Source organism: Streptomyces sp. NPDC059398 (assembly GCF_042751845.1).
Taxonomy (GTDB): domain Bacteria; phylum Actinomycetota; class Actinomycetes; order Streptomycetales; family Streptomycetaceae; genus Streptomyces.
Genome location: NZ_JBHYWP010000058.1, coordinates 1 through 26168, shown reverse-complemented (window position 1 = coordinate 26168; position 26168 = coordinate 1). Strand labels below are relative to the sequence as shown.

The 26168-nt window shown below is 71.1% G+C and carries 23 protein-coding genes; 17 read left to right on the top strand and 6 right to left on the bottom strand.

Annotated features, from left to right (window positions below):
- Positions 1-144: 144 nt before the first annotated feature.
- The gene (locus ACFXBC_RS20850) at positions 145-2595 is read right to left on the bottom strand and encodes a Tex family protein (RefSeq protein WP_385026228.1); all 2451 of its coding nucleotides are present in this window, start codon (positions 2593-2595) and stop codon (positions 145-147) included.
- Between the two features lie 174 nt (positions 2596-2769).
- Entirely contained in the window at positions 2770-3624 is an 855-nt protein-coding gene (locus ACFXBC_RS20845; protein ID WP_385026225.1) for a hypothetical protein, read from the bottom strand.
- A 360-nt stretch (positions 3625-3984) separates the two neighbouring features.
- Between ACFXBC_RS20845 and ACFXBC_RS20840 the strand changes: the two genes are divergently transcribed.
- Positions 3985-4995, top strand: coding sequence for a GlxA family transcriptional regulator (locus tag ACFXBC_RS20840; protein WP_385026222.1), 1011 nt, complete (start codon positions 3985-3987; stop codon positions 4993-4995).
- A gap of 10 nt (positions 4996-5005) precedes the next feature.
- Positions 5006-5641, top strand: coding sequence for a DJ-1/PfpI family protein (locus ACFXBC_RS20835; protein ID WP_385026219.1), 636 nt, complete (start codon positions 5006-5008; stop codon positions 5639-5641).
- On the opposite strand, the gene ACFXBC_RS20830 is transcribed toward ACFXBC_RS20835, so the two are convergent.
- Entirely contained in the window at positions 5628-6407 is a 780-nt protein-coding gene (locus tag ACFXBC_RS20830) for an enoyl-CoA hydratase/isomerase family protein (protein WP_385026216.1), read from the bottom strand. The two genes, ACFXBC_RS20835 and ACFXBC_RS20830, sit on opposite strands and share 14 nt — an antisense overlap.
- Positions 6408-6693: 286 nt before the next feature.
- Between ACFXBC_RS20830 and ACFXBC_RS20825 the strand changes: the two genes are divergently transcribed.
- Entirely contained in the window at positions 6694-7197 is a 504-nt protein-coding gene (locus ACFXBC_RS20825) for an ATP-binding protein (protein ID WP_385026288.1), read from the top strand.
- On the opposite strand, the gene idi is transcribed toward ACFXBC_RS20825, so the two are convergent.
- The 3 genes from idi to galE form a co-directional block, all read right to left on the bottom strand.
- On the bottom strand, positions 7163-7738 hold the full coding sequence (idi, locus tag ACFXBC_RS20820) for an isopentenyl-diphosphate Delta-isomerase (RefSeq protein ID WP_385026213.1): 576 nt from the start codon (positions 7736-7738) through the stop codon (positions 7163-7165). The two genes, ACFXBC_RS20825 and idi, sit on opposite strands and share 35 nt — an antisense overlap.
- A gap of 241 nt (positions 7739-7979) precedes the next feature.
- The gene (locus ACFXBC_RS20815; protein ID WP_385026210.1) at positions 7980-8933 is read right to left on the bottom strand and encodes a cation diffusion facilitator family transporter; all 954 of its coding nucleotides are present in this window, start codon (positions 8931-8933) and stop codon (positions 7980-7982) included.
- A 71-nt stretch (positions 8934-9004) separates the two neighbouring features.
- Positions 9005-10018 (bottom strand): UDP-glucose 4-epimerase GalE, encoded by a 1014-nt coding sequence (galE, locus tag ACFXBC_RS20810; RefSeq protein ID WP_385026207.1) that lies wholly within the window; start codon positions 10016-10018, stop codon positions 9005-9007.
- A 277-nt stretch (positions 10019-10295) separates the two neighbouring features.
- Here galE and ACFXBC_RS20805 point away from each other — a divergent pair, with 277 nt between their 5' ends.
- From ACFXBC_RS20805 to hpnH, 14 genes are all read left to right on the top strand, one after another.
- Positions 10296-12071, top strand: a complete 1776-nt coding sequence (locus ACFXBC_RS20805) for a DUF5941 domain-containing protein (protein WP_385026285.1) — start codon at positions 10296-10298, stop codon at positions 12069-12071.
- Complete coding sequence (locus ACFXBC_RS20800) at positions 12068-12820, top strand: sugar phosphate nucleotidyltransferase (protein WP_385026204.1); 753 nt, start codon at positions 12068-12070, stop codon at positions 12818-12820. Before ACFXBC_RS20805 ends, ACFXBC_RS20800 begins: the two co-directional genes overlap by 4 nt.
- A complete protein-coding gene (locus tag ACFXBC_RS20795; protein ID WP_385026201.1) occupies positions 12808-13869 on the top strand; it encodes an iron-containing alcohol dehydrogenase family protein in 1062 nt (353 codons plus the stop codon). Before ACFXBC_RS20800 ends, ACFXBC_RS20795 begins: the two co-directional genes overlap by 13 nt.
- Positions 13847-14626, top strand: a complete 780-nt coding sequence (locus ACFXBC_RS20790) for a CDP-alcohol phosphatidyltransferase family protein (protein WP_385026198.1) — start codon at positions 13847-13849, stop codon at positions 14624-14626. Before ACFXBC_RS20795 ends, ACFXBC_RS20790 begins: the two co-directional genes overlap by 23 nt.
- 50 nt (positions 14627-14676) lie before the next feature.
- The gene (locus ACFXBC_RS20785; RefSeq protein WP_385026282.1) at positions 14677-15522 is read left to right on the top strand and encodes a glycosyltransferase family 2 protein; all 846 of its coding nucleotides are present in this window, start codon (positions 14677-14679) and stop codon (positions 15520-15522) included.
- 108 nt (positions 15523-15630) lie between these two features.
- Positions 15631-16560: an ABC transporter permease gene (locus ACFXBC_RS20780; protein ID WP_385026195.1), complete on the top strand. Its 930-nt coding sequence runs from the start codon at positions 15631-15633 to the stop codon at positions 16558-16560.
- Positions 16553-17338 carry an ABC transporter ATP-binding protein gene (locus tag ACFXBC_RS20775; RefSeq protein ID WP_385026192.1) on the top strand — a complete coding sequence of 262 codons (786 nt, stop codon included), beginning with the start codon at positions 16553-16555 and terminating at the stop codon, positions 17336-17338. Before ACFXBC_RS20780 ends, ACFXBC_RS20775 begins: the two co-directional genes overlap by 8 nt.
- A gap of 504 nt (positions 17339-17842) precedes the next feature.
- Complete coding sequence (hpnC, locus tag ACFXBC_RS20770) at positions 17843-18763, top strand: squalene synthase HpnC (RefSeq protein WP_385026189.1); 921 nt, start codon at positions 17843-17845, stop codon at positions 18761-18763.
- Entirely contained in the window at positions 18760-19710 is a 951-nt protein-coding gene (gene hpnD / locus ACFXBC_RS20765; protein ID WP_385026186.1) for a presqualene diphosphate synthase HpnD, read from the top strand. The genes hpnC and hpnD overlap by 4 nt, the downstream gene beginning before the upstream one ends.
- 127 nt (positions 19711-19837) lie before the next feature.
- Positions 19838-21226, top strand: a complete 1389-nt coding sequence (gene hpnE / locus ACFXBC_RS20760; RefSeq protein WP_385026183.1) for a hydroxysqualene dehydroxylase HpnE — start codon at positions 19838-19840, stop codon at positions 21224-21226.
- Entirely contained in the window at positions 21223-22305 is a 1083-nt protein-coding gene (locus tag ACFXBC_RS20755; protein ID WP_385026180.1) for a polyprenyl synthetase family protein, read from the top strand. The genes hpnE and ACFXBC_RS20755 overlap by 4 nt, the downstream gene beginning before the upstream one ends.
- 101 nt (positions 22306-22406) lie before the next feature.
- The gene (gene shc / locus ACFXBC_RS20750) at positions 22407-24416 is read left to right on the top strand and encodes a squalene--hopene cyclase (RefSeq protein ID WP_385026177.1); all 2010 of its coding nucleotides are present in this window, start codon (positions 22407-22409) and stop codon (positions 24414-24416) included.
- Positions 24416-25060, top strand: coding sequence for a 1-hydroxy-2-methyl-2-butenyl 4-diphosphate reductase (locus ACFXBC_RS20745; RefSeq protein ID WP_385026174.1), 645 nt, complete (start codon positions 24416-24418; stop codon positions 25058-25060). Before shc ends, ACFXBC_RS20745 begins: the two co-directional genes overlap by 1 nt.
- Positions 25061-25065: 5 nt before the next feature.
- Complete coding sequence (gene hpnH / locus ACFXBC_RS20740; RefSeq protein ID WP_385026171.1) at positions 25066-26088, top strand: adenosyl-hopene transferase HpnH; 1023 nt, start codon at positions 25066-25068, stop codon at positions 26086-26088.
- The last annotated feature ends 80 nt before the right edge of the window (positions 26089-26168 follow it).

The following is a 26168-nucleotide window of genomic DNA, read 5'->3' as shown; positions in this document are numbered from 1 at the left end:
GGGGTGGGGCGTGCTGTGGGCGCGCGCGGTGGGGCTCGGCTCGCCCCCGGGCGGCCCCCAACCCGCCCCCCCCCCGGGGCCGGGCGCGCGCCCCCCCCCCCCCGGCGGGTGCGTCAGGTCATCAGGGCCGCAGCCCCGGCCGGATCAGCCGCGCCCCGAGCCGCGCCCCTTGCCCTGACCGGGGTCCGCCAGTCCGGCCCGGCGCAGGGCGTCCGCCATCGCACTGTTGGCCGGTGCCGGAGCCGACGACCCACGGCCACCACCACTACCGCCACCGCGCCGGCCCCCGCCGCCCTGCCGCTGCTGCGGAGGGCGACCGCCCTGGCCGCCCTGTCCGCCCTGGCCTGCCTGTCCGTCCTGCGCCCGCCGGCCCCGGTCCTGGCGCTCCCTGCTGCCGCCGCCCTGCTTGGCCCCCGGCTCGTCGTCGAGCCGCAGGGAGAGCGAGATCCGCTTGCGCGGGATGTCGACGTCCATCACCTTCACCTTGACGATGTCACCCGGCTTCACCACGTCACGCGGGTCCTTGACGAACGTCCTGGAGAGCGCGGAGACATGGACAAGACCGTCCTGGTGGACCCCGATGTCCACGAACGCGCCGAACGCGGCGACATTGGTGACCACACCCTCCAGGACCATCCCGGCCGTCAGATCGCCCAGCTTCTCGACGCCCTCCTTGAAGGTGGCCGTCTTGAACGCGGGCCGCGGGTCGCGTCCCGGCTTCTCCAGCTCGCGCAGGATGTCGGTCACGGTGGGCAGCCCGAAGGTGTCGTTCACGAACTCGGCCGGGTCCAGCGAGCGCAGCAGCGCCGCGTTCCCGACGAGCGTTCCGCCGCCCGCCTTCCTGGCCATCGTCCGCACCACCGGATACGCCTCCGGGTGCACGCTCGACGCGTCCAGCGGATCGTCACCGTCCCGGATGCGGAGGAAGCCCGCGCACTGCTCGTACGCCTTGGGACCCAGTCGCGCCACGTCCTTGAGGGCCTTGCGCGACCGGAAGGGGCCGTTGGTGTCTCGGTGCGCCACGATGTTCTCGGCGAGCCCCGAACCGATCCCGGAGACCCGGGAGAGCAGCGGGGCCGACGCGGTGTTGACGTCCACACCGACACCGTTCACACAGTCCTCGACGACCGCGTCCAGCGAGCGCGAGAGCTTCACCTCGGCGAGGTCGTGCTGATACTGACCGACGCCGATCGACTTGGGGTCGATCTTGACCAGCTCGGCGAGCGGGTCCTGGAGCCTGCGGGCGATGGAGACCGCGCCCCGCAGCGTCACATCCATATCGGGCAGTTCCTGCGAGGCGAAGGCGGACGCCGAGTAGACGGAGGCGCCCGCCTCGGAGACCATCACCTTGGTCAGCTTCAACTCCGGGTGCTTGGCGCACAGTTCACCGGCGAGCTTGTCCGTCTCACGGGACGCGGTGCCGTTGCCGATCGCGATCAGCTCGACCGCGTGCTCCTTCGCCAGCCGGGCCAGCTTCGCCAGCGCCTCGTCCCACCGGTTGGCCGGGACATGGGGGTGGATCACATCGGTGGCCACGACCTTGCCGGTCGCGTCGACGACGGCCACCTTCACCCCGGTACGGAAGCCGGGGTCGAGCCCGAGGGTGGCGCGGGTCCCGGCCGGTGCGGCCAGCAGCAGATCGCGCAGGTTGGACGCGAAGACCTTGACCGCTTCGTCCTCGGCGGCCGTCCGCAGCCGCAGCCGCAGGTCGATCCCCAGATGGACCAGGACCCGGGTGCGCCAGGACCAGCGCACCGTCTCGGCAAGCCACTTGTCGCCCGGCCTGCCGCGGTCGGCCACGCCGAACCGCCGGGCGATCATCGACTCGTACGCCGAGGGCCCCGCGGCGTCCGACGGCTCCTCCGGCTCCAGGACCAGATCGAGCACGTCCTCCTTCTCGCCCCGCAGCATCGCCAGCACCCGGTGCGAGGGCAGCGCGGTGAACGGCTCGGCGAACTCGAAGTAGTCGGCGAACTTGGCGCCCTGCTCCTCCTTGCCCTCCCGCACCTTCGCCGTCAGCCGCCCCCGGGTCCACATCCGCTCCCGCAGCTCGCCGATGAGGTCGGCGTCCTCGCCGAACCGCTCGGTGAGGATGGCGCGTGCGCCTTCGAGTGCGGCGGCCGGATCGGCGACGCCCTTGTCCGCGCCGGCGAACGCCGCCGCTGCCGTGAGCGGTTCCACCGAGGGGTCGGCCAGCAGACCGTCGGCGAGCGGTTCGAGCCCCGCCTCCCGCGCGATCTGGGCCTTGGTCCTGCGCTTCGGCTTGAAGGGCAGATAGATGTCCTCCAGCCGCGCCTTGGTCTCGGCGGCCCTGATCTGCGCCTCCAGCGCTTCGTCCAGCTTGCCCTGCTCCCGTACGGACTCCAGAACTGCCGTCCGCCGCTCCTCCAGCTCCCGCAGATAGCGCAGCCGCTCCTCAAGAGCGCGCAGCTGCGCGTCGTCGAGCATCTCGGTCGCTTCCTTGCGGTAGCGCGCGATGAACGGCACGGTCGAGCCGCCGTCGAGCAGCTCGACGGCGGCCTTCACCTGCCGTTCCCTGACGCCGAGCTCCTCCGCGATCCTGCTTTCGATGGAAACTGGGGTGGTCGTGGTCACGATCCCGTACCGCCTTCTCGCTGAGCTTGCCGCATTCTTCCGGAGCGGTCCCCGGACCCCGCGGGGCGAACGGACCGCCGGTGGGAGCCGGGCCGCCGCCACGCGGGGAAACAGTGCATCAGCATTGTGGCAGGCGGCGCCGACAGAGCGGGGACGACGCCCGCCCCGGCCGCTTCAGCTGATACCGGAGGGGAAGGCGCCGGCCGCCACCGCGGTGGCGAGGAAGCCGCGCGCCAGCTCGGTCAGCCGCTCCACGCCCTCGGCGCCCAGGTGTTCGTACGGTGCGAGATCGAGGCGGTCGGTCTCCGACTCGACGTCCTGGCGCAGCTGGGTGCCCGCTTCGGTGAGTGCGCCCTCCGCGTCCAGCAGCCCGCGCCCACGCAGCCGCTCGACCGCCGCGTCCCAGTCGCTCCGGTGCCAGCCGCGGGTGGTGAGGATCCACCGGGGCGCCATGCCCTTGCCGGTCGCCGTGTGGCTCACCAGCGCCTCCAGCGGGTCGAGCCCTGCGGTGAGCAGTACGGCGAGGTGGCCGTCGCCGCGGTGCTCGCGCAGCAGGGTCGCCGCGTGCCAGAACGCGAGGTGGGGCTCGTCGGGGACCGGCAGATCTGCGTGGGCCGCGTAGAGCGGGCGGGCGTGCCGGGTGCACGCCTCGGCGGCGCGCAGCGCGAGCCGGGCCGCCTCGGCCATCGGCTCCGACGCGACTGCCTCCTCGCCGAGCAGCCGCCGCAGCGTGGCGTCGGCGGCGCGCAGCCGGGCGTCGAGCACGGTCCACGGATCGGCCTTCTCCCACACGGCGGGGACGTGCCGGGCGATCAGTGCGGGGTTGAAGTTGTAGAACGTGGCCGCGATGGTGCCGGGCCCGACAGCCCCCATCGCCGCACCGCGCGCGGCGAAGTAGGCGGCGGCAGGGTCGTCGATCCCGGCCGCGGCGAGCTGTTCGGTGAGATCGGGGGAGAAGTAGAGCGTCGAGTGTAGCGGGTTGACGGAGTTGTGGCAGCGACGGCCGGCGCGCGGCTGGAGCGAGGTCATGGCCGGAATGTTACCGACTGGTCGGTACGGGAGGAAGGGCGGCCGGGTCTCCGGGCCGTACGGGGGAGGATCCGCTCGGGAGCCGGGAGCCGGGAGCCGGGAGCCGGGAGCCGGGAGCCGGGAGCCGGGAGCCGGGAGCCGGGAGCCGGGAGCCGGGAGCCGGGAGCCGGGAGCCCGGAACCGGGAAGGGGCGAGGGGCAGGGCGGCGAGTCCCGGCAGGGCGAGGGCAGCGGGTCCGGGAGGGCGAGGGCCGCGGCACCGTGCCGGGCGGGGCAGCGGGCCCGGGACGGCCGGGGCATGGCAGGAAAGGTGGGAGTTTCGTCATTGCGGACACCGCCCCCTGCGCCAAGGATGGACGCCATGCCGCAGAGACCGTTGCTGATCGTCCTCTTCGACGGTGTGCAGAGCCTCGATGTGACCGGCCCCCTGGAGGTCTTCGCGGGCGCCGGCCGTATCGACCGGGACGCGTACACCCTGCGTACCGCCTCGCTCGACGGCGCCCCCGTCCGCACCTCCGGCGGCCTCACTCTCGTACCGGACGGAACGCTGGCCGATTCCGGGGACCCGCACACCCTGCTGGTCCCCGGCGGCCAGGGCACCCGCGCCCCCGACCCCCGGCTGATCGACTGGCTGCGCGAACACGCGCCCCGCGCCGAGCGCGTCGTCTCGGTGTGCACCGGTGCGCTGCTGCTCGCCAGGACCGGTCTGCTGGACGGACACCGCATCACCACGCACTGGTCGGTCTGCGATCATCTGGCGCGTACCTATCCGGCCGTCGATGTCGACCCCGAGCCGATCTTCGTACGGGACGGGAAGTTCGCCACATCAGCCGGGGTCACCGCCGGAATCGATCTGGCCCTCGCGCTGGTCGAGGAGGACCTGGGCCGGGACACCGCGCTGACCGTCGCCCGCCATCTCGTCGTCTTCCTCCGCCGTCCGGGCAACCAGGCGCAGTTCAGCGTCCAGCTGGCCGCCCAGACCGCCCAACGCGACCCGCTGCGCGAGGTCCAGCAGTGGATCAGCGAGCACCCCGGCGGTGATCTGTCGGTCGAGTCCCTCGCGGCCCGCGCCCGGCTCTCGCCGCGCCACTTCGCCCGCGCCTTCCGCGCGGAGACCGGAACGACGCCGGGCCAGTACGTCGGGCGAGTCCGGCTGGAACACGCCAGGCGGCTCCTGGAGGACACCGCGGACTCGGTCGCGGAGATCTCCCGCGCCTGCGGCTACGGCACACCCGAGGCCATGCGGCGCGCCTTCCTGAAATCGGTGGCCACCGCCCCGGCCGAGTACCGCCGACGCTTTCACGCGCCCGCCACCCCTCGTTCCACGACCCCGCCGACCGCACCCCGGGCCACCCCGGCGCCACCCGTCTGAAAGGCACACCATGCAGATCGCGATCGCCCTCTTCGACCGCTTCACCGCGCTGGACGCGGTCGGGCCGTACGAAATGCTCTGCCGCATCCCGGACGCCGAGACCGTCTTCGTCGCCGAGCGGACCGGAGCCGTGCACAACGACAGCGGAAGCCTCGCCCTGGTCGCGGAGCGGACGCTCGACGACGTGCCGCGCCCCGATGTCGTCGTGGTGCCGGGCGGGCCGGGACAGACCGCCCAGATGGAGAACGAGCGGCTGCTCGGCTGGCTGCGCGCGGCCGACGCGGCCAGCACCTGGACGACCTCCGTCTGTACGGGATCCCTGCTGCTGGCAGCCGCGGGTCTGCTCAGCGGCCGGCGCGCCACCAGTCACTGGCTCGCGCTGGACGCCCTGACCGCCTTCGGTGCGGTGCCGACTAGCGAACGGGTCGTCACCGACGGCAAGTTCATCACCGCGGCCGGAGTCTCCTCCGGTATCGACATGGGGCTCGCCCTGGTCGGCCGGATCGCCGGGGACCGCCATGCGCAGGCGGTCCAGCTGGGCACCGAGTACGACCCGCAGCCGCCGTACGACGCGGGCTCACCGCTGAAGGCCCCGGCCGATCTGGTCGCGGAGCTGCGCGGGCGGAGCCGCTTCATCCTCCGGTAGCGCCCCGCGGAACGGCTGCCGGGCGGGGGGTCCAGGTGAAGCGGGGCTCCCGGCGTTCCAGGAAGGCGGCCACGCCCTCCGCCGGATCGCCGGAGTCCCGCGCCGTCGCCCGCCAGTACGCCCCCCGGTCCTCCCGGCCCGCGGCGAACTCCTTGGCGGCCGTCTGTGTCAGCTGCGACCGTGACACCAGCACCCGGGCGAACTCCGCCACCCGCGGGCCGAGCAGGTCGACGGGCGCCACCTCGTCGAGGAGACCGGCCCGCAGTGCGTGGTCCGTACCGATCAACTCGGCTGAGAACAGAAGGTACTTGGCGGTCGCCGGACCCACCAGGGACACCAGCCGTGCGGTGGACGCCGCCGGGTAGACGATCCCGAGCTTCGCGGGAGTCACCCCGAACAGCGCCCCCTCCTCGGCGAACCGCAGATCGCAGGCGGCCGCCAGCTGGCAGCCGCCGCCCACGCAGTGGCCGCGCACGGCGGCGAGAGTCGGTTTGGGGAAGGCGGCGAGGGCCTCCTCAGCCCGGACCGCGAGCCTCTGGGCGTCCTCGCGCGGGTCCCGCAGTGTCGCTATGTCGGCCCCGGCGCAGAAGGTGCCCCCGGCTCCGGTCAGGACCAGGACGCGGACTGCCACGTCGTCCGCCAGCCGGTCGAGCAGCACCGGCAGGGCCCGCCACATCGCCGCCGTCATGGCATTGCGCTTGGCGGGATTGCTGATCACGACGGTGGCGACCCCGTCGGCGACACTGTGCTGCAGCTGCGGCTCCATGAGCCGGATGCTATCCGGCCGGGCCAGGCGGAGCCGTACCGCCCGCAGGCCCTTCGGCGGACGGAGGGCTGCGGGCGGTACCCGTGTCGCTTTGTCGCCCAAGTCACTTACACGACCACAGACGTCAACAAAGGTCCAGAATCGGTCGCGTCAACAACAAGGCCGGTCGCACTCCGTCGATTAGCGCCGATTAGTGCTGACTTCTGTTCAGCTGCTCGGGGTGGACCGGCTCATTCCCAACACTCATTGCGTGGTCACCATCGAGCGCGAGGGCGGGAGCCGGGATATGGAGAGCCGCGGGAGCAACAGCCCGCCCGACCCGGCGGTCGCCGGCTCCCTGCCCTACGAAGGCGTCTGGCGGTTCACCGCGCCGGCGGTCGACATCTCCGTACCGCAGGCCCGGCACGCCGTACGCGATCTCCTGACGCGCCAGCAGGTCCCGGTCGGCCGTGACACCGTCCAGGGGCTGCTGCTGATCGTCTCCGAGCTGGTCACCAACGCCGTACGCCATGCCGCGCTGCTCTCCCCGGAGGTGGCCGTGGAGGTCGCTGTCGGAGCCTCCTGGATCCGGGTATCGGTCGAGGACAACCACCCCTACCGGCCCAGGGCGCTGGACGCGGACCAGGGGCAGACCGGCGGCCGGGGGCTGATGCTCGTACGGGAGATCACCGCGGAGGCCGGCGGGACCTGCGGGGTCGAACAGACGGCGAGCGGCGGCAAGGTCGTCTGGTCCGCACTGCCGCTCGCCCCCGTCGTCACCAGCCCGCGTCCGGCCCCGTCAGCTCTCTGACCGCGGGGCGGGCCGCGTCGAGCACCGTCATGAACCAGGACGAGAACCGCGCGGACGCGTGCCGCTCGGTCAGTTCGGCGGCGGTGACGAACGCCGTGTCGTCCACCTCGTCGGGGTCCGGCCGCAGTTCCGCCTGGGCGAGTCCGACGAACAGATGGTTGAACTCCTGCTCCACCAGGCCCGAGTCGGGGTCCGGGTGGTTGTAACGGACCGTGCCCGCCTCGGCGAGCAGCGCCGGTGAGATCCCCAACTCCTCGTAGGTGCGGCGGGCCGCAGCCGCGAAGGGGGACTCACCCGGATAAGGGTGCCCGCAGCAGGTGTTGGACCACACACCGGGGGAGTGGTACTTGCCGAGCGCCCGACGCTGGATCAGCAGCCGTCCCGCACCGTCGAAGAGGAAGACCGAGAAGGCCCGGTGCAGCTGGCCGGGTGCCTGGTGTGCGGCGAGCTTCTCCGCTGTTCCGATGGTCCTGCCGCTCTCATCGACCAGTTCGAGCATGATCGCTTCTGCTGCGCCGTTCGACATAACCATCCTTCGCATCGGGCGTCACCGGCTCCTCAGTCTGCCGTACAAAAGCGGCTTGTCCGTACTTCGGAGGGCGAGACGTGTCGGTGGCCCCGCCGCACAGTGCGGCAGGGCCACCGACCGGAATATCAGAATTCGCCGCCCGCCGGGAAACCGGCCCCGGGCGAGCGGGCCGGCGACCGCGGTCGCACCGGCGGTGAGCAGCAGCGGGGTGCCCGCCGCCTCCCCCGGCCCTCGCGCCCCCGTACGGACCCGCTCAGTGGCAGAGCTTCGCCTCGTGCGCCGCGTGGCCGCCCGGCTCCAGCTGGAAGGTGCAGTGCGCGACATCGAAGTGCGTGCCGAGGCAGCCCTGCAGGTCATGGAGCATCTTCTCGTGCCCGATCGTGTCCAGGGCGTCGGGGCTGACCACCACATGTGCGGAGAGGACCGGCATCCCCGAGGTGATCGTCCACGCATGCAGGTCGTGGACTCCGGCCACCCCGGGAAGGGCCAGGATGTGGGCCCGCACCTCGCCCATGTCGACGTTCTTCGGGGCGGCCTCCAGCAGTACGTCGAGCGTCTCGCGCAGCAGCTTGACCGTACGCGGGACGATCATGAGGCCGATGACGATCGAGGCCACGGGGTCCGCGGCCTGCCAGCCCGTCGTGAGGATCACGGTGGCCGAGACCAGCACGGCGACCGAGCCCAGCGCGTCGGCCATCACCTCCAGATAGGCACCGCGGACGTTGATGCTCTCCCGCTGCCCCCGGACGAGAACGGAGAGCGAGACCATGTTGGCCACCAGACCGATGAGACCGAAGACGATGGTCCGGCCGCCCGCCGTGTCGGCCGGCGTGATGAACCGCTGGATCGCCTCGTACAGCACATAGCCGCCCACGCCCAGCAGCAGGAGGCAGTTGGCGAGCGCGGCCAGGATCTCCGCCCGTGCGTAACCGAAGGTGCGGTTCTCACCGGCCGGGCGGTTGGCGAAGTGGATCGCCAGCAGCGCCAGCGCCAGCCCGAGCGCGTCCGTCGCCATATGGGTGGCGTCCGCGAGCAGCGCCAGCGAGTCGGCCAGCAGCCCGCCCGCGATCTCCACCGCCATCACGGCCAGGGTGATGGTGAGCGCGATGCGCAGCCGGGCCCGGTGCGCGGCGCCCGCGGTCCCGGACTGCGGCGGCCCGCCGTGTGTGTGCGGGTGTGTATGCCCGTGTGCGTGCCCAGCCCCCATGCGAGCGCCTCCCGTGTCAGCTGCTCTGACCTGCGGAAATCATGGCAGGTTGGAGCAGGACACGAGATCATTTACGGCGTGCGTCGGGGTGTTGCGGCGTCTTCTGGCGCTGCGGCCTCGGGGTGTCGCAGGCACCAGCCGTCCCACGCCGACTCGACCATCTCGCGCACCCCGCGCCCCGCCGTCCAGCCGAGCTCCCGGTGGATCAGTTCACCCGATGCCACGGCCGTGGCCGCGTCACCGGGGCGGCGCTCCTCGACCACCGGCGACATCGGCATCCCGGTGACCGAGGCGACGAGGTCGGCCAGCTCCCGCACCGATACGCCCACCCCGCGCCCGACATTGAGCGTCAGGTCCCCCGCGCCGCCGTCGGCGTCCAGCCTGGCGGCCACCGCGAGATGAGCGTCGGCGAGATCGGCGACATGGATGTAGTCACGGATACAGGTGCCGTCGGGGGTGGCGTAGTCGTCACCGAAGATCCGCGGCTGCTCCCCGCGGGTCAGCCGGTCGAAGAACATCGGGATGACGTTGTGCACCCCGATGTCGGCCAGCGCGGGCGCCGCCGCACCGGCCACGTTGAAGTAGCGCAGGCAGGCCGTCGAGATGCCGTGCGCCCGGCCCGCCGCCCGGACCAGCCACTCGCCGGCCAGCTTCGTCTCCCCGTACGGATTGATCGGCGCACAGGGCGTCGACTCGGTGATCAGCTCCGTGCCGGGAACGCCGTAGACGGCGGCCGACGACGAGAACAGGAAGCGTCGCACCCCGGCCGCGACCGCGGCCTCAAGCACCACGGTCAGACCGTGCACGTTCTCCCGGTAGTAGCTCAGCGGGTGCTCGACGGACTCCCCGACCTGCTTCCTGCCCGCGAGATGCACCACACCGGAGATCCCGTCGGCGGTGAGGGTCGCGTCCAGGAGCCCCCGGTCGAGGACCGAGCCACGCACCAGCCGGACCCCGTCCGGAAGCCGCTCGGCGAGCCCGCTCGACAGGTCGTCCAGGACGACCACCCGCTCACCGGCCGCCACCATCGCCCGCGCCACATGCGCCCCGATGTACCCCGCACCACCTGTGATCAGCCACGTCATACCGGCCACCCTATAGACCCCGGCCGGCCGCCCCGGCGCCGTCTCTGCCGGACGGCCAGGGGGGGCGCGGTTTGTGGGGCGGGGCATGGATCGATCATGATGACCGCGGCAGGCGGCCCGGGGCCGTGCCCACCGGGACCGGGGCCTAATCGGGACGTAAACGGGCCGTGAACTCCTGCTTCCGTCCATCCGATAGCCTCTGCCGACATGCCGCCCGCCCCTGCCGGGAGCGGGCCGTCTCCGCGTGTGCCACGCCAGCTCCAAGGAGTGAGTTCGTCTGTCGACCGCCATCCTCGCCGGTGTGCCGGTACCCGGATCGTCGCTGGAGGGCGATCTGCGGTCGCTGGGCTTCGACGTACGCACCGCAGCCGACGCGGCAGAGACAGCGAAGCTGCTCGCCGCCGCACCCGCCGACGAGCGCGTCGCGGTCGTCGACACCCGCTTCGTCGGCCACCTCCACTCGCTCCGCCTGGCCCTGACCGACCCGCGCTTCGCCGCGGCCGCCGTCCCCGGGGCGCTCACCGTCCAGCCGCAGGCCCGGCCCGCGCTCAACCGCGTACTGGCGAGCACCCGGCCGGGCCCCGACACCCTGGCCGCGGCACTGGACACCGCCGGAACCCCGGTACAGCGGCCCGAGCTGGGGTCCCTGGTCGCCTCGGTCCCGCAGGACCCGCAGAGCCGCCACGAGGCCAGGGCCGCCGTCGCCGCCGTGGACGACGAGGCCGTACGGCTGCGTACGGCGGTGAAGTCCCGGGACGGCTTCTTCACGACGTACTGCATCAGCCCCTACTCGCGGTACATCGCCCGCTGGTGCGCCCGCCGCGGGCTGACCCCGAACCAGGTCACCACCGCCTCGCTGATCACCGCGCTCATAGCGGCGGCCTGCGCCGCCACCGGCACCCGCGGCGGTTACATCGCCGCCGGTATCCTGCTGATCTGCTCCTTCGTGCTGGACTGCACGGACGGCCAGCTCGCCCGGTACTCGCTCCAGTACTCGACGCTCGGCGCCTGGCTCGACGCCACCTTCGACCGCGCCAAGGAGTACGCCTACTACGCGGGACTCGCGCTGGGCGCGGCCCGCAACGGGGACGACATCTGGGCGCTGGCGCTCGGCGCGATGGTCCTCCAGACCTGCCGCCATGTCGTGGACTTCTCCTTCAACGAGGCCAACCACGACGCGACCGCCAACACCAGCCCCACCGCCGCCCTCTCCGACAAGCTCGACAGCGTCGGCTGGACGGTCTGGGTGCGCCGCATGATCGTGCTCCCGATCGGTGAACGCTGGGCGATGATCGCCGTGCTCACCGCGGTGACCACCCCCCGCATCGTCTTCTACGCGCTGCTCATCGGCTGCGCCCTGGCCGCCTGCTACACCACGGCCGGCCGGATCCTGCGCTCGCTGACCCGCCGGGCCACCCGCACCGACCGCGCCGCCCAGGCACTGGCCGACCTCGCCGACTCGGGCCCGCTCGCCCAGCTCTTCGCCCGGTTCCTCAAGGGGCCGCGCGGTGCCCTGCCGGTGATCGCGTGCGTGGGGGGTGCGCTCGTGGTGGGCGTCTCGCTCTTCGCGCCGGTCGGCAGCTGGTGGCCGGCCGTGGCCGCCGCCGTGTACTGCGTACTCTCCGGGACGGCCGTCTCGCGCCCGCTCAAGGGCGCGCTGGACTGGCTGGTGCCCCCGGTCTTCCGGGCGGCCGAATACGTCACGATCCTCGTGCTCGCGGCCCGCTCCGGCGTCCACGAGGCGCTGCCCGCGGCCTTCGGTCTGGTGGCGGCCGTCGCCTACCATCACTACGACACGGTGTACCGCATCAAGGGCGGCACCGGCGCGCCGCCCCGTTGGCTGGTGCGCACGATCGGCGGCCACGACGGCCGGACCCTGGTGGTGGCGGTGCTCGCCGCCGTACTGACGACACGCCACACCACCGGGGACAGCTTCGCCGTCGCGCTCACCGTGTGCGCCGTGGCCGTGGCGGTCGTGGTGCTCGCGGAGAGCATCCGCTTCTGGGTGTCCTCCGGCGCACCCGCTGTACATGACGAAGGAGAACCCGCATGATCGGCCTCGTACTGGCGGCCGGCGCAGGCAGGCGTCTGCGTCCCTACACCGACACGCTGCCCAAGGCCCTCGTGCCCGTCGGCCCCGAGGGGGAGGGCGAGCCGACCACCGTTCTCGACATCGCGCTCAGCAACTTCGCCGAGGTCGGGCTCACCGAGGTCGCGGTCGTGGTCGGCTACCGCAAGGAGGCGGTGTACGCACGCCGCGCGGAGTTCGAGGCCAAGTACGGCGTCACCATCACGCTCATCGACAACGACAAGGCCGAGGAGTGGAACAACGCCTACTCCCTCTGGTGCGCCCGTGAGGTGCTCAAGCAGGGTGTGATCCTCGCCAACGGCGACACCGTGCACCCGGTCTCCGTGGAGAAGACGCTCCTCGCCGCACGGGGCGACGGCCGGCGGATCGTCCTCGCCCTCGACGCGGTGAAGCACCTCGCCGACGAGGAGATGAAGGTGATCACGGACGAGACCGGCGCGGTGGCCCGGATCACCAAGCTGATGGACCCCGCGACGGCGACCGGTGAGTACATCGGAGTCACCCTCATCGAGCCCGAGGCGGCCGAGGAGCTCGCGGACGCGCTCAAGGTCACCTTCGAGCGCGACCCGGACCTCTACTACGAGGACGGCTACCAGGAGCTGGTGAACCGCGGCTTCCGTATCGACGTGGCGCCCATAGGGGACGTCGCCTGGGTGGAGATCGACAACCACGACGACCTCGCGAAGGGCCGTGGCATCGCGTGCCAGTACTGACGAGGCTCATCCCGTCCCCTGTCGTCGTCGACATCAGCAGTGGCGCCCTCGACGACCTGGCGGGGCTCCTCGCCGACCAGCGGATCTCGGCCTCCGGCAAGCTCGCCCTGGCCGTCAGCGCCGGTTCGGGCCAGGCGCTGCGGGAGAAGCTCGCCCCGGTGCTGCCCGGCGCCGACTGGTACTCCGTCGCCGACGGCACCATCGACTCCGCGGTGCGGCTGGCGGACGGCATCAAGGGCAAGCGGTACGACGCGGTCGTCGGTCTCGGCGGCGGCAAGATCATCGACGTGACCAAGTACGCGGCGGCCCGGGTGGGCCTCCCGATGGTCGCCGTCGCGACGAACCTCTCGCACGACGGCATCTGCTCGCCGGTGTCCACCCTGGACAACGACAACGGGCGCGGCTCGTACGGCGTCCCGACCCCCATCGCGATCGTCGTCGACCTCGATGTGATCCGGGACGCCCCGCCGCGCTTCATCCGCTCCGGCGTCGGCGACGCGATCTCCAACATCTCCGCCATCGCCGACTGGGAGCTGTCCCACAAGGTCAACGGCGAAGCGGTCGACGGGCTCGCCGCGGCCATGGCCCGCACCGCGGGCGAGGCGGTCCTGCGCCACCCCGGCGGGGTCGGCGACGACGAGTTCCTGATGGTGCTCGCCGAGGGGCTCGTACTCTCCGGCATCGCGATCTCGATCAGCGGCGACACCAGGCCCTCGTCCGGCGCCTGCCACGAGATCTGCCACGCCTTCGACCTGCTCTTCCCCCGGCGGGCCGGCAGCCACGGGGAGCAGGTCGGGCTCGGTGCGGCCTTCGCGATGCATCTGCGGGGGGCGGCCGACGAGTCCGCGCTCTTCGCCGATGTGCTGCGCCGGCACGGGCTGCCCGTACTCCCCGGCGAGCTGGGCTTCAGCGTGGACGAGTTCGTCCAGGCCGTCCAGTACGCCCCGCAGACCCGCCCCGGGCGCTTCACCATCCTCGAACACCTCAACCTGTCCGCAGACCAGATCAAGGACGCTTACGCCGACTATGCAAAAACCATCGGTAGCTGAACTCCGCCCGGTCGTTCACCCCCCGGGGGTCAAGGACCGGCGGAGCGGCGAGCACTGGGGCGGCCGGCTCTACATGCGCGAGGTCTCGCTGCGCGTGGACCGGCACCTGGTGAACACGCGGATCACGCCCAACCAGCTGACCTATGTGATGACGGTCGCCGCGGCCCTCGCCGCCCCGGCCCTCCTGGTGCCGGGCGTCTGGGGCGCCGTGCTCGGTGTGGTGATGGTCCAGCTCTACCTGCTCATCGACTGCGTCGACGGCGAGGTCGCCCGCTGGAAGAAGCAGTACTCGATGGTCGGCGTCTACGTGGACCGGGTTGCCGCCTACGTCTGCGACGCCGCGGTCCTCGTCGGCTTCGGGCTGCGCGCGGCGGACCTCTGGGGCACCGGCCGGATCGACTGGCTGTGGGCCTTCCTCGGGACGCTGGCCGCACTCGGCGCCGTCCTGATCAAGTCCGAGACCGACCTCGTCGGCGTCGCCCGCCACCAGCAGGGGCTGCCGCCCGTCAAGGAGACCGCGTCCGAGCCGCGCTCCTCCGGTATGGCGCTGGCCCGCCGGGCCGCCGGGGCGCTCAAGTTCCACCGGCTCGTCCTCGGGATCGAGGCGTCCCTGCTGATCCTGGTCCTGGCGATCGTCGACCAGATCAGGGGCGACCTGTTCTTCTCCCGGCTCGGCGTCGCCGTGCTGGCCGGTATCGCGCTCCTGCAGTCCCTGCTCCACCTCGTGTCCATCCTCGCTTCGAGCAGGCTCAAGTGACGGCCCCCGGCGCGGGCGGCCCCGCGAAGGTCGGCGCGGTCATCATCACGATGGGCAACCGCCCCGACGAGCTGCGCGACCTGCTCGACTCCGTCGCGAAACAGGACGGCGAGCCGGTCGAGGTGGTCGTGGTCGGCAACGGCGCGCCCGTCCCGGACGTCCCCGACGGCGTACGGACGGTGGAGCTGCCCGAGAACCTGGGCATCCCCGGCGGCCGCAACGTCGGCATCGAGGCATTCGGCCCGGCCGGCTCCGACGTCGACATCCTGCTCTTCCTCGACGACGACGGTCTGCTGCCCCGCACCGACACCGCAGAGCTGTGCCGCGCGGCCTTCGCCGCCGACCCCGAGCTGGGCATCATCAGCTTCCGGATCGCCGACCCCGACACCGGGGTCACCCAGCGCCGCCACGTCCCGCGGCTGCGTGCGTCCGACCCCATGCACTCCTCGCGGGTCACGACCTTCCTCGGCGGGGCCAACGCCGTACGGTCCAGGGTCATCGCCGACGCGGGACCGCTCCCCGGCGAGTTCTTCTACGCGCACGAGGAGACCGACCTGGCGTGGCGGGCGCTCGACGCCGGCTGGATGATCGACTACCGGTCCGACATGGTGCTGCACCACCCCACCACGGCCCCGTCCCGGCACGCGGTCTACCACCGGATGGTGGCCCGTAACCGGGTCTGGCTGGCCCGCCGGAATCTCCCCGCACCGCTGGTGCCGGTCTACCTGGGGGTGTGGATGCTGCTCACGCTGGTCCGCCGCCCCTCGGGGGCCGCGCTCAAGGCGTGGTTCGGCGGCTTCCGGGAGGGCTGGACGACACCCTGCGGACCACGCCGACCGATGAAATGGCGTACGGTCTGGCGGCTGACCCGACTGGGCCGGCCTCCCGTGATCTGAGAAGCTCTCTGGGAGGAAGCTCTCCGAGAGCATCGGACGTACTTCGGGACCCGGCATCCGAGCCGGTCCCGATCCGGCAGCGCATCTTGAACACGAAAGTTTCAACTTGTGAGTGACACAACCCATGACGGTGCGGTCGCGCTGAGCGACCGCCCGTCTCCCGACGACGGTCTGTCCTCGGCCGAGCTGGCCGGGAAGTACGGCCTGTCGGTGAGCGGTGCCCGGCCCGGACTCATGGAGTACGTCCGGCAGATCTGGGGACGGCGCCACTTCATCCTGGCCTTCTCTTCCGCGAAGCTGTCAGCCCAGTACAGCCAGGCCAAGCTGGGCCAGGTGTGGCAGGTGGCGACCCCGCTGCTCAACGCGGCCGTCTACTACTTCATCTTCGGCCTGCTCCTCAACACCAAGAGGGGGCTGCCGCACGACGTCTTCATCCCCTTCCTGGTGACCGGCGTCTTCGTCTTCACCTTCACGCAGAGCTCGGTGATGGCCGGTGTCCGGGCGATCTCGGGCAACCTCGGCCTGGTGCGGGCGCTGCACTTCCCGCGGGCCTCGCTGCCCGTGTCCTTCGCGCTGCAGCAGCTCCAGCAGCTGCTGTACTCGATGATCGTGCTGGTCGTGATCGCGGTCTGCTTCCACAGCTATCCCTCGCTGTCCTGGCTCCTGGTCATCCCCATCCTCGCGATGCAGTTCGTGTTCAACACGGGTCTCGCGCTGATCATGGCCAGGCTCGGGAGCAAGACGCCGGACCTCGCCCAGCTGATGCCGTTCATCATGCGTACCTGGATGTACACATCGGGCGTGATGTTCTCCATCACGGTCATGCTCAGGGGCAAGCCGCCGTGGATCGCCCATGTCCTCCAGTGGAATCCGGCCACCGTCTACATGGACCTGGTCCGGTTCGCCATGATCGACGGCTACGGCTCCGAGAACCTGCCCCCGCACGTCTGGGCGGCCGCGGCCGCCTGGGCGGTGCTGCTGGGCCTCGTGGGCTTCGTGTACTTCTGGAAGGCTGAGGAGCGGTACGGCCGTGGCTGAGGAAACCATTCAAGCGCGCATCCCCACGGTCATCGCGGACGACGTGCACATCGTGTACCGCGTCAACGCCGGTGGCGGCGGCAAGGGCGCGGCCACCGCGGCGCTCAGCCGGATCGTCGGCAAGGACCGCAGCGCGGCCCGCGGTGTCCGCAAGGTGCACGCCGTACGCGGAGTGACCTTCACGGCCTACCGCGGCGAGGCCATCGGCCTCATCGGCTCCAACGGTTCGGGCAAGTCGACCCTGCTGCGGGCCATCGCCGGACTGCTCCCGACGGAGAGCGGCAAGGTCTACACCGATGGCCAGCCGTCCCTGCTGGGTGTCAACGCCGCGCTGATGAACGACCTGACCGGCGAGCGCAATGTCATTCTCGGCGGTCTGGCCATGGGGATGTCGCGCGAGGAGATCCGCGAGCGGTACCAGGGCATCGTCGACTTCTCCGGCATCAACGAGAAGGGCGACTTCATCACGCTGCCGATGCGGACGTACTCGTCCGGTATGGCGGCGAGGCTGAGGTTCTCCATCGCGGCGGCCAAGAACCACGATGTCCTGATGATCGACGAGGCGCTGGCCACCGGTGACCGCAAGTTCCAGATCCGTTCCGAGGAGCGCATCCGCGAGCTGCGCAAGGAGGCCGGCACGGTCTTCCTCGTCAGCCACAGCAACAAGTCGATCAGGGACACCTGCGACCGCGTGCTCTGGCTGGAGAAGGGCGAACTGCTGATGGACGGCCCGACCGAAGAGGTCGTCAAGGCGTACGAGAAGGAGACCGGCAAGTGAAGAAGGCCGGCAAGTGAAGGGCACCGGCAGGTAACGGCCGAGTCCGAACCCTCCGCTGCACGAGCGGCCCCCGCCCGGAATCTCCGGCGGGGGCCGCTCGCATGGTGTCGCCCGCCCCTCGGCAACACCCCGACACGCCGGTAGGAGCGAGGTGTTCAGGCCATCGCCGGACCGCCGTACAGAGCTTCCGGCGAGTCAAGTGATCGTCAAGTACTGTGCCTGCGGGGAAGGTTGCGGCGGATTGAAGTGTTCTTGTAATGCGCGCTGCACCCCGCTGACGTGCCAGTCGTTGTACAACGTAAGCTGTACCGGTGCTGATTCACGGCAAGCGGGGCCACAACCCTGCGTCGCCAACCCGGCGTCGCCTTGCCTGACGGTCTGCGCGGCGTGTCCGAAATGGGTTGTATTGAGTCAGCAGTGTAGAACGGGAGATGTGACGGCAATGGCAACGGACGTGTCCCAGCTCCGCGATGGTTCCGCCGTTCCCGCGCCTGGCAGCATGCGGTGACGGGCGCTCGGGACGCGGGCACCGACAGCCATGCTCGCACCACGCTGGACAAGGCTTCCGGAGAGAACTTCCCGGTAGCACCGTTCTTCCTGCCGCGCGCCTGGCGCGACGACCTGATGGCGGTCTACGGCTTCGCCCGGCTCGTCGACGACATCGGCGACGGAGACCTCGCGTCGCCGGCGACCGAGGCCCGGCTCCTGGGTCTCGACCCCGTACGCTCCGACGACCGCCTCGCGCTGCTCGACGCGTTCGAGGCTGACCTCCGGCGGGTCTTCGCCGGACCGGGCGAGCAGCCGCGCCACCCCATCCTCCGCACGCTCCGGCCGACCGTCCGCCGCTGCGCCCTCACCCCCGAGCCCTTCCTCGGGCTGATCGCGGCCAACCGCCAGGACCAGACGGTCCGGCGCTACGAGACCTACGAGGACCTGCTCGCCTACTGCGAGCTCTCGGCCAATCCGGTCGGCCGTCTCGTCCTGCAGATCACGGGCACGGCGAGCCCCGAGCGCATCCGGCGCTCCGACGCCGTCTGCACGGCACTGCAGATCGCCGAGCACCTCCAGGACGTCGCCGAGGACCTCGGCCGCGACCGTATCTACCTTCCCGCCCGGGACATGAAGGAGTTTCACGTCCAGGAGGCGGATCTGGCCGTCCCGAGCGCCGGCGCCTCGGTGCGTGCGCTCATCGCCTACGAAGCCGAGCGCGCCAGGGAACTGCTGGATGAAGGCGCCCCGCTGGTGGGTAGCGTCCATGGCAGGCTCAAGCTGCTGCTCGCCGGGTTCGTGGCCGGCGGAAGTGCCGCTCTCCACGCGGTCTCCGCTGCCGGATTCGACGTGCTTCCCGGACCGCCCAAGCCCACCAAGCTCGGCCTGTTGCGCGAAATGGGAGCCGTCTTGCGAGGAACGCGTAGAGAGGGGTGAGCCGGACCGTGGAGGGACAGACACCGGTTTCGGGGCCCGTGATGGCCGCGTACACGTACTGCGAGGCCGTCACAGGACAGCAGGCGCGGAATTTCGCGTACGGCATCAGGCTGCTGCCCGCCGACAAGCGGCAGGCCATGTCCGCGCTGTACGCCTTCTCGCGGCGCGTGGACGACATCGGCGACGGGGAGCTGGCACCCGACGTCAAGCGGGAGCGGCTGGAGTCGACCCGTGAACTCCTGGGGCGGATCCGTGCAGGAGCCGTCGACGAGGACGACACCGACCCGGTCGCGGTGGCCCTGACCGACGCGGCACGCCGGTTCCCGATCCCGCTCGGCGGACTCGACGAACTCATCGACGGCGTACTGATGGACGTACGCGGCGAGACCTATGAGACCTGGGACGACCTGGAGGTCTACTGCCGTTGCGTCGCGGGCGCCATCGGGCGGCTCTCGCTCGGCATCTTCGGCAACGCGGCGAGCACGGCCGCGGCCGGCCGGGCCTCGCAGTACGCCGACACGCTCGGCCTCGCGCTGCAGCTCACCAACATCCTGCGGGACGTCCGGGAGGACGCGGGCAACGGCCGCACCTATCTGCCCGCCGAAGACCTCGCCAAGTTCGGCTGCTCGGAAGGGTTTCACAGCGCGACGCCGCCCGCCGGATCCGACTTCGCGGGCCTGGTGCACTACGAGGTCCGCCGCGCCCGCGCCCTGTTCGCCAAGGGATACCGGCTGCTGCCCTTCCTCGACCGCCGCAGCGGGGCCTGCGTCGCCGCGATGGCGGGCATCTACCGGCGCCTTCTGGACCGGATCGAGCGCGACCCCGAGGCGGTCCTGCGCGGCCGTGTCTCGCTGCCCGGCCGGGAGAAGGCGTATGTCGCGGTCCGTGGTCTCTCCGGTCTCGACACCCGCAACATCACACGTCAGAGCGCCCGGAGGCGCACCTGATGCCCCTCGACAGACCCGCTCCGTCACAGGCGGCCGAGCGGCACTCAACCTCCCGGGAAGATCACGCGTCCCTGAATCCGACGACCTGCCCTCCGCACCCGGACGGCCGGGGCGGGGAGGGGGACGTATGACAGCCGACGCTGCGCGGCAGGCGCGTGCCGTCGTGGTCGGCGGAGGACTGGCCGGCACCACCGCCGCACTCGAACTCGCCGACGCGGGCGTACACGTGACGCTGCTCGAAGGCCGCCCGCGGCTGGGAGGTCTCGCCTTCTCCTTCCAGCGCGGCGCACTGACCGTGGACAACGGCCAGCATGTGTACCTCCGCTGCTGCACCGCGTACCGCTGGTTCCTCGACCGGGTCGGCGGCGCCGCCCTCGCCCCGTTGCAGGACCGGCTCGACGTGCCGGTGCTCGACATCGCGCCCGCGGGCGGGCCGCGCCTCGGCAGGCTGCGCCGCAGCGGGCTGCCCGTGCCGCTGCACCTCGCCAGGAGCCTCGCGACCTATCCGCACCTCTCGCTCGCCGAGCGGGCGAGCGTCGGGCGCGCCGCGCTCGCGCTCAAGGGGCTCGATCTCGCCGATCCCGCCCTGGACGACACCGACTTCGGGAGCTGGCTGCGGCTGCACGGGCAGTCGGGCCGCACCATCGAGGCGCTCTGGGACCTGGTGGGTGTCGCGACGCTCAACGCCACCGCGCCGAACGCCTCGCTGGCTCTCGCCGCGATGGTCTTCAAGACCGGGCTGCTCTCCGAAGCGGGCGCCGCCGACATCGGCTGGGCCCGGGTCCCGCTCGGCGAACTGCACGACAGGCTCGCCCGCGAGGCACTCGACGCGGCGGGCGTGCGCACCCGGCTGCGCGCCAGAGTCGCCGGGATCACCCGCGAAGCGGACGGCGGCTGGCGGGTCGAGACGGACGGAGAGACGCTGGAGGCCGACGCCGTGGTACTCGCCGTACCGCACCGCGAGGCCCACGCGCTGCTCCCCGAAGGGGCGCTCGACGCACCGGAGAGACTGCTTGGGATCGGTACGTCGCCGATCCTCAACGTCCATGTCGTGTACGACCGCAAAGTGCTCCGCCGCCCCTTCTTCGCCGCGCTCGGCACCCCCGTCCAGTGGGTCTTCGACCGTACGGACTCCTCGGGACTCCAGGGCGGCGGGCAGTACCTGGCGCTCTCCCAGTCGGTCGCCGACGACGACATCGACCAGCCGGTCTCCGTGCTCAGAGAGCGCTATCTCCCGGAGCTGGAAAGGCTGCTGCCCGCGGCGCGCGGCGCCGGGGTGCGGGACTTCTTCGTCACCCGGGAGCGGACCGCGACCTTCGCGCCCGCCCCCGGTGTCGGACGGCTGCGTCCCGGCACCCGCACCAGGATCCCCGGCCTGTACCTGGCCGGGGCGTGGACCGCCACTGGCTGGCCCGCGACCATGGAGGGCGCGGTGCGCAGCGGTCTCAGCGCCGCCGGGACCGTGCTCACCACGCTCGGCCGTACCCACGACCATCCGCTTCAGGAGGCGGCATGAGCACTGTTACTGGAACAAGAGGAGAGCCTGTGACCCCGGCCGCAGACACCGTCGATACTGTCGCGCTCCTGGAGCGCGGACGGACCCTGTCCTCACCGGTGCTGCGCGCTGCTGTTGACCGGCTCGCACCGCCCATGGACACGGTCGCCGCCTACCACTTCGGCTGGATCGACGCCGAGGGCCGCCCCGCCGACGGGGACGGCGGCAAGGCCGTACGCCCCGCGCTCGCCCTGATCTCGGCGGAGGCCGCCGGAGCGACGGCCGATGCCGGGATCCCCGGCGCCGTCGCGGTGGAGCTCGTGCACAACTTCTCGCTGCTGCACGACGACCTGATGGACGGTGACGAACAGCGCCGCCACCGGGACACCGTCTGGAAGGTGCACGGCCCCGCCCAGGCGATCCTCGTCGGTGACGCGCTCTTCGCGCTGGCCAACGAGATCCTGCTGGAGCTCGGCACGGCCGAGGCCGGCCGTGCGACGCGCCGGCTGACCACCGCCACCCGGAAACTGATCGACGGTCAGGCCCAGGACATCTCCTACGAGCACCGCGAACGGGTCACCGTCGAGGAGTGCCTGGAGATGGAGGGCAACAAGACGGGCGCCCTGCTCGCCTGCGCCGTCTCCATCGGTGCGGTTCTCGGCGGCGCCGACGACCGCACGGCCGACACGCTGGAGGCGTACGGCTACCACCTCGGCCTGGCGTTCCAGGCCGTCGACGACCTGCTCGGTATCTGGGGCGACCCGGAAGCCACCGGGAAACAGACCTGGAGCGACCTGCGCCAGCGCAAGAAGTCCCTGCCCGTCGTCGCGGCACTCGCGGCCGGCGGACCCGCGTCGGAACGGCTGGGCGAACTGCTCGCGGCCGACGCCAAGAGCAGTGACTTCGACACCTTCTCCGAGGAGGAGTTCGCCGCTCGGGCGGCTCTGATCGAGGAGGCGGGCGGCCGGGAGTGGACCTCGCAGGAGGCCCGCAGGCAGCACGCGATCGCGATCGACGCGCTCAACCGGGTCGAGATGCCGGAAAGGGTACGGGCGCAGCTCATCGCGCTCGCCGACTTCGTAGTAGTACGGAAGAGATGATCACCATCGCCACATAATTCGCGGTCGCCGGCCGGTGTTCCAGGACACCGGCCGACGGAGACCCCAGCACAGCAGAGGAAGCACTGCACGAAGGGGAAGCCATGACAGCGACGACCGACGGAAGCCCCGGAGCCATGGAGCCCGGCGCAGCCTCGGCAACCGGAACAGCTGAAACAATTGAACCTACTGAAACGATTCTTGCCGGACACCCGGTACGTGAAGCCGCCGAGCGGGCCGCAGGGCGCTCGGTCGAATTCCTGCTGGGAGCCCAGGACGCCCAGGGCTGGTGGAAGGGCGACCTGGAAACAAACGTGACCATGGATGCCGAGGACCTGCTGCTGCGGCAGTTCCTCGGCATCCAGGACGAACGCACCACCCGGGCCGCCGGACAGTTCATCCGCGGCGAGCAGCGCGCGGACGGCACCTGGGCCACCTTCTTCAAGGGGCCCGGTGAACTCTCCACGACCATCGAGGCGTACGTGGCCCTGCGGCTCGCCGGGGACGAGCCCGACGCCCCGCACATGGCGCTGGCGTCCGCCTGGATCCGCGCCAACGGGGGTGTAGCGGCGAGCCGTGTGTTCACCAGGATCTGGCTCGCTCTCTTCGGCTGGTGGAAATGGGACGACCTCCCCGAGCTACCACCTGAGATGATTTTCCTGCCCAAGTGGTTCCCGCTGAACATCTACGATTTCGGCTGCTGGGCCCGGCAGACGATCGTGCCGCTGACCGTCGTCTCAGCGAAGCGCCCGGTCCGCCCGGCCCCCTTCGCGCTGGACGAGCTGCACACCGATCCGGCCGACCCCAATCCGGCCAAGCGGCCTGCCCCGCTGGTCAGTTGGGACGGAGCGTTCCAGCACCTGGACAAGGCGCTGCACCTGTACCACAAGGTCGCTCCGCGAAGACTCCGCAAGGTGGCCATGAACGCGGCGGCCCGGTGGATCATCGAGCGGCAGGAGAACGACGGCTGCTGGGGCGGCATCCAGCCGCCCGCTGTGTACTCGGTCATCGCGCTCCATCTGCTCGGTTACGACATCGACCACCCCGTCATGCGGGCGGGCCTGGAGTCCCTGGACCGGTTCGCCATCTGGCACGAGGACGGCGCCCGCATGATCGAGGCCTGTCAGTCCCCGGTGTGGGACACCTGTCTGGCCACGATCGCGCTGGCCGACGCGGGGCTCAGCCCCGACCACCCGGCGCTCGTCAGGGCCGCCGAGTGGATGCTCGCCGAGGAGATCGACCGGCCGGGCGACTGGTCGGTGCGCCGCCCGGGACTCGCCCCCGGCGGCTGGGCCTTCGAGTTCCACAACGACAACTACCCCGACATCGACGACACGGCCGAGGTCGCCCTCGCGCTGCGCAGGGTCCGGATGCCGGACCGGGCGAGGCTGGAGGGGGCCATCGCGCGCGGTGTGCGGTGGAACCTCGGCATGCAGTCCAAGGACGGCGGCTGGGCCGCCTTCGACGCGGACAACACCAGTCCGTTCCCCAACCGGCTGCCGTTCTGCGACTTCGGCGAGGTCATCGACCCGCCGTCGGCCGACGTCACCGGCCACGTCGTGGAAATGCTCGCCGTCGAGGGCAAGACACACGACCCGCGCACCCGGCGCGGCATCGAGTGGCTGCTCGCCGAACAGGAGGCGACCGGCGCCTGGTTCGGGCGCTGGGGCGTCAACTACATCTACGGCACCGGCTCGGTGGTCCCGGCCCTCACCGCGGCCGGGATGCCCGTCTCCCATCCGGCGATCCGCCGTGCGGTCTCCTGGCTGGAGTCCGTACAGAACGAGGACGGCGGCTGGGGCGAGGACCTGCGCTCGTACAAGGAGGAGGAGTGGATCGGGCACGGCGCCTCGACGCCCTCCCAGACCGCCTGGGCGCTGCTCGCGCTGCTCGCGGCGGGGGAGCGGGAGAACAAGGCCGTGGAGCGGGGCGTCAGCTGGCTCGCCGAGACCCAGCGCCCGGACGGCGCCTGGGACGAGCCGTACTTCACCGGTACCGGCTTCCCCTGGGACTTCTCGATCAACTACAACCTCTACCGGCAGGTCTTCCCGCTGACCGCGCTCGGCCGGTACGTCCACGGTGAGCCCTTCGCCGTAACCCGGCAGGGGAGCTGATGGCAGAGGCTCCGGGCGGCGTCCCGCTGCTGATCGCGTGTGCGCTGGGCATCGAGCGTTTCGCCCTGCGCACGGGCGCCGGCCGCGGCGGCGCGCCGGGCCCGGTGACCGTACTCCGTACGGGCATGGGGCCCGAGGCGGCCGCGTACGCCGTCACCCGCACGCTCGGCGAGATCCCCTCCCGGGAGACCGCCGTGATCGCGTCCGGCTTCTGCGCCGGTCTCGCGCCCGGGATGCATCCGGGCGATGTGATCGTCGCTGATGAGACCAGGGACAGCAGGGGAGCCACCGCCTGTGCGGGCACCGAGGTGCTCGCGAAGGCGCTCACCGCTGCCCTGCCCGGGCGTACCGTGCACACCGGTCCGCTGACCGGGTCAGACCATGTTGTACGCGGCCACGAAAGGGCCGAGCTGCGTGCCACAGGGGCGATCGCCGTGGACATGGAATCCGCGGCGACGCTCTGGAGCGCCGTACGGACCGGGCCCCGCCCGGTTGCGGCCGTACGAGTGGTCGTGGACGCTCCAGAACATGAACTCGTCCGAATCGGGACGGTACGCGGTGGAATATCGGCCTTCCGTGTACTCCGTGCCGTCCTTCCAGCTTTCTATGAATGGCACCGTTCTTTGCTGCTCCCCAGGAGGTGAGCTAGATGGCCATGCCGCTCCGTCAGACCATCAGGGTCGGGACGTATCTCTTCGAACAGAAGATCCGCAAGCGTGAGAAGTTCCCGTTGATTGTCGAGCTGGAGCCGCTCTTCGCGTGCAACCTCGCCTGCGAGGGCTGCGGGAAGATCCAGCATCCGGCGGGAGTGCTCAAGCAGCGCATGCCGGTGGCGCAGGCGGTGGGGGCCGTCCTTGAATCGGGTGCTCCGATGGTTTCCATCGCGGGTGGTGAGCCCCTGATGCACCCGCAGATCCATGAGATCGTGCGCCAGCTGGTGGCGAAGAAGAAATATGTCTTCCTCTGCACCAACGCGATGCTGATGCGCAAGAAGATGGACAAGTTCACGCCGTCGCCCTACTTCGCGTTCACCGTGCACATCGACGGGCTGCGTGAGCGGCACGACGAGTCGGTGGCGAAGGAGGGTGTGTTCGACGAGGCCGTGGAGGCCATCAAGGAGGCGAAGCGGCGCGGTTTCCGCGTCACGACCAACTCCACGTTCTTCAACACCGACACCCCTCAGAACATCATCGAGGTGCTCAACTACCTCAATGACGACCTGGAGGTGGACGAGATGATGATCTCGCCCGCCTACGCCTATGAGAAGGCCCCGGACCAGGAGCACTTCCTGGGGGTCGAACAGACCCGGGAGCTCTTCAAGAAGTCCTTCGCGGGCGGGAACAGGCGCCGCTGGCGTCTGAACCACTCGCCGCTCTTCCTGGACTTCCTGGAAGGCAAGGTGGACTTCCCCTGCACCGCGTGGGCCATTCCCAACTACTCGCTCTTCGGCTGGCAGCGTCCCTGCTATCTGATGAACGACGGGTATGTCCCCACGTACAAGGAGCTGGTCGAGAAGACCGACTGGGACAAGTACGGCCGGGGCAGGGACGACCGCTGTGCCAACTGCATGGCGCACTGCGGTTACGAGCCGACCGCCGTACTCGCCACGATGGGCTCCCTCAAGGAGACCATCCGCGCCGCCCGCGAGACCGTGTCGGGAAACCGCGGGTGACCTGATGGGCGCAGGAGAGCCCGGTGCACCCGGGCTCCCCGAGCCGCCGGGGGGGCCCCCCCCCCGCGGGGCCGGGGCGC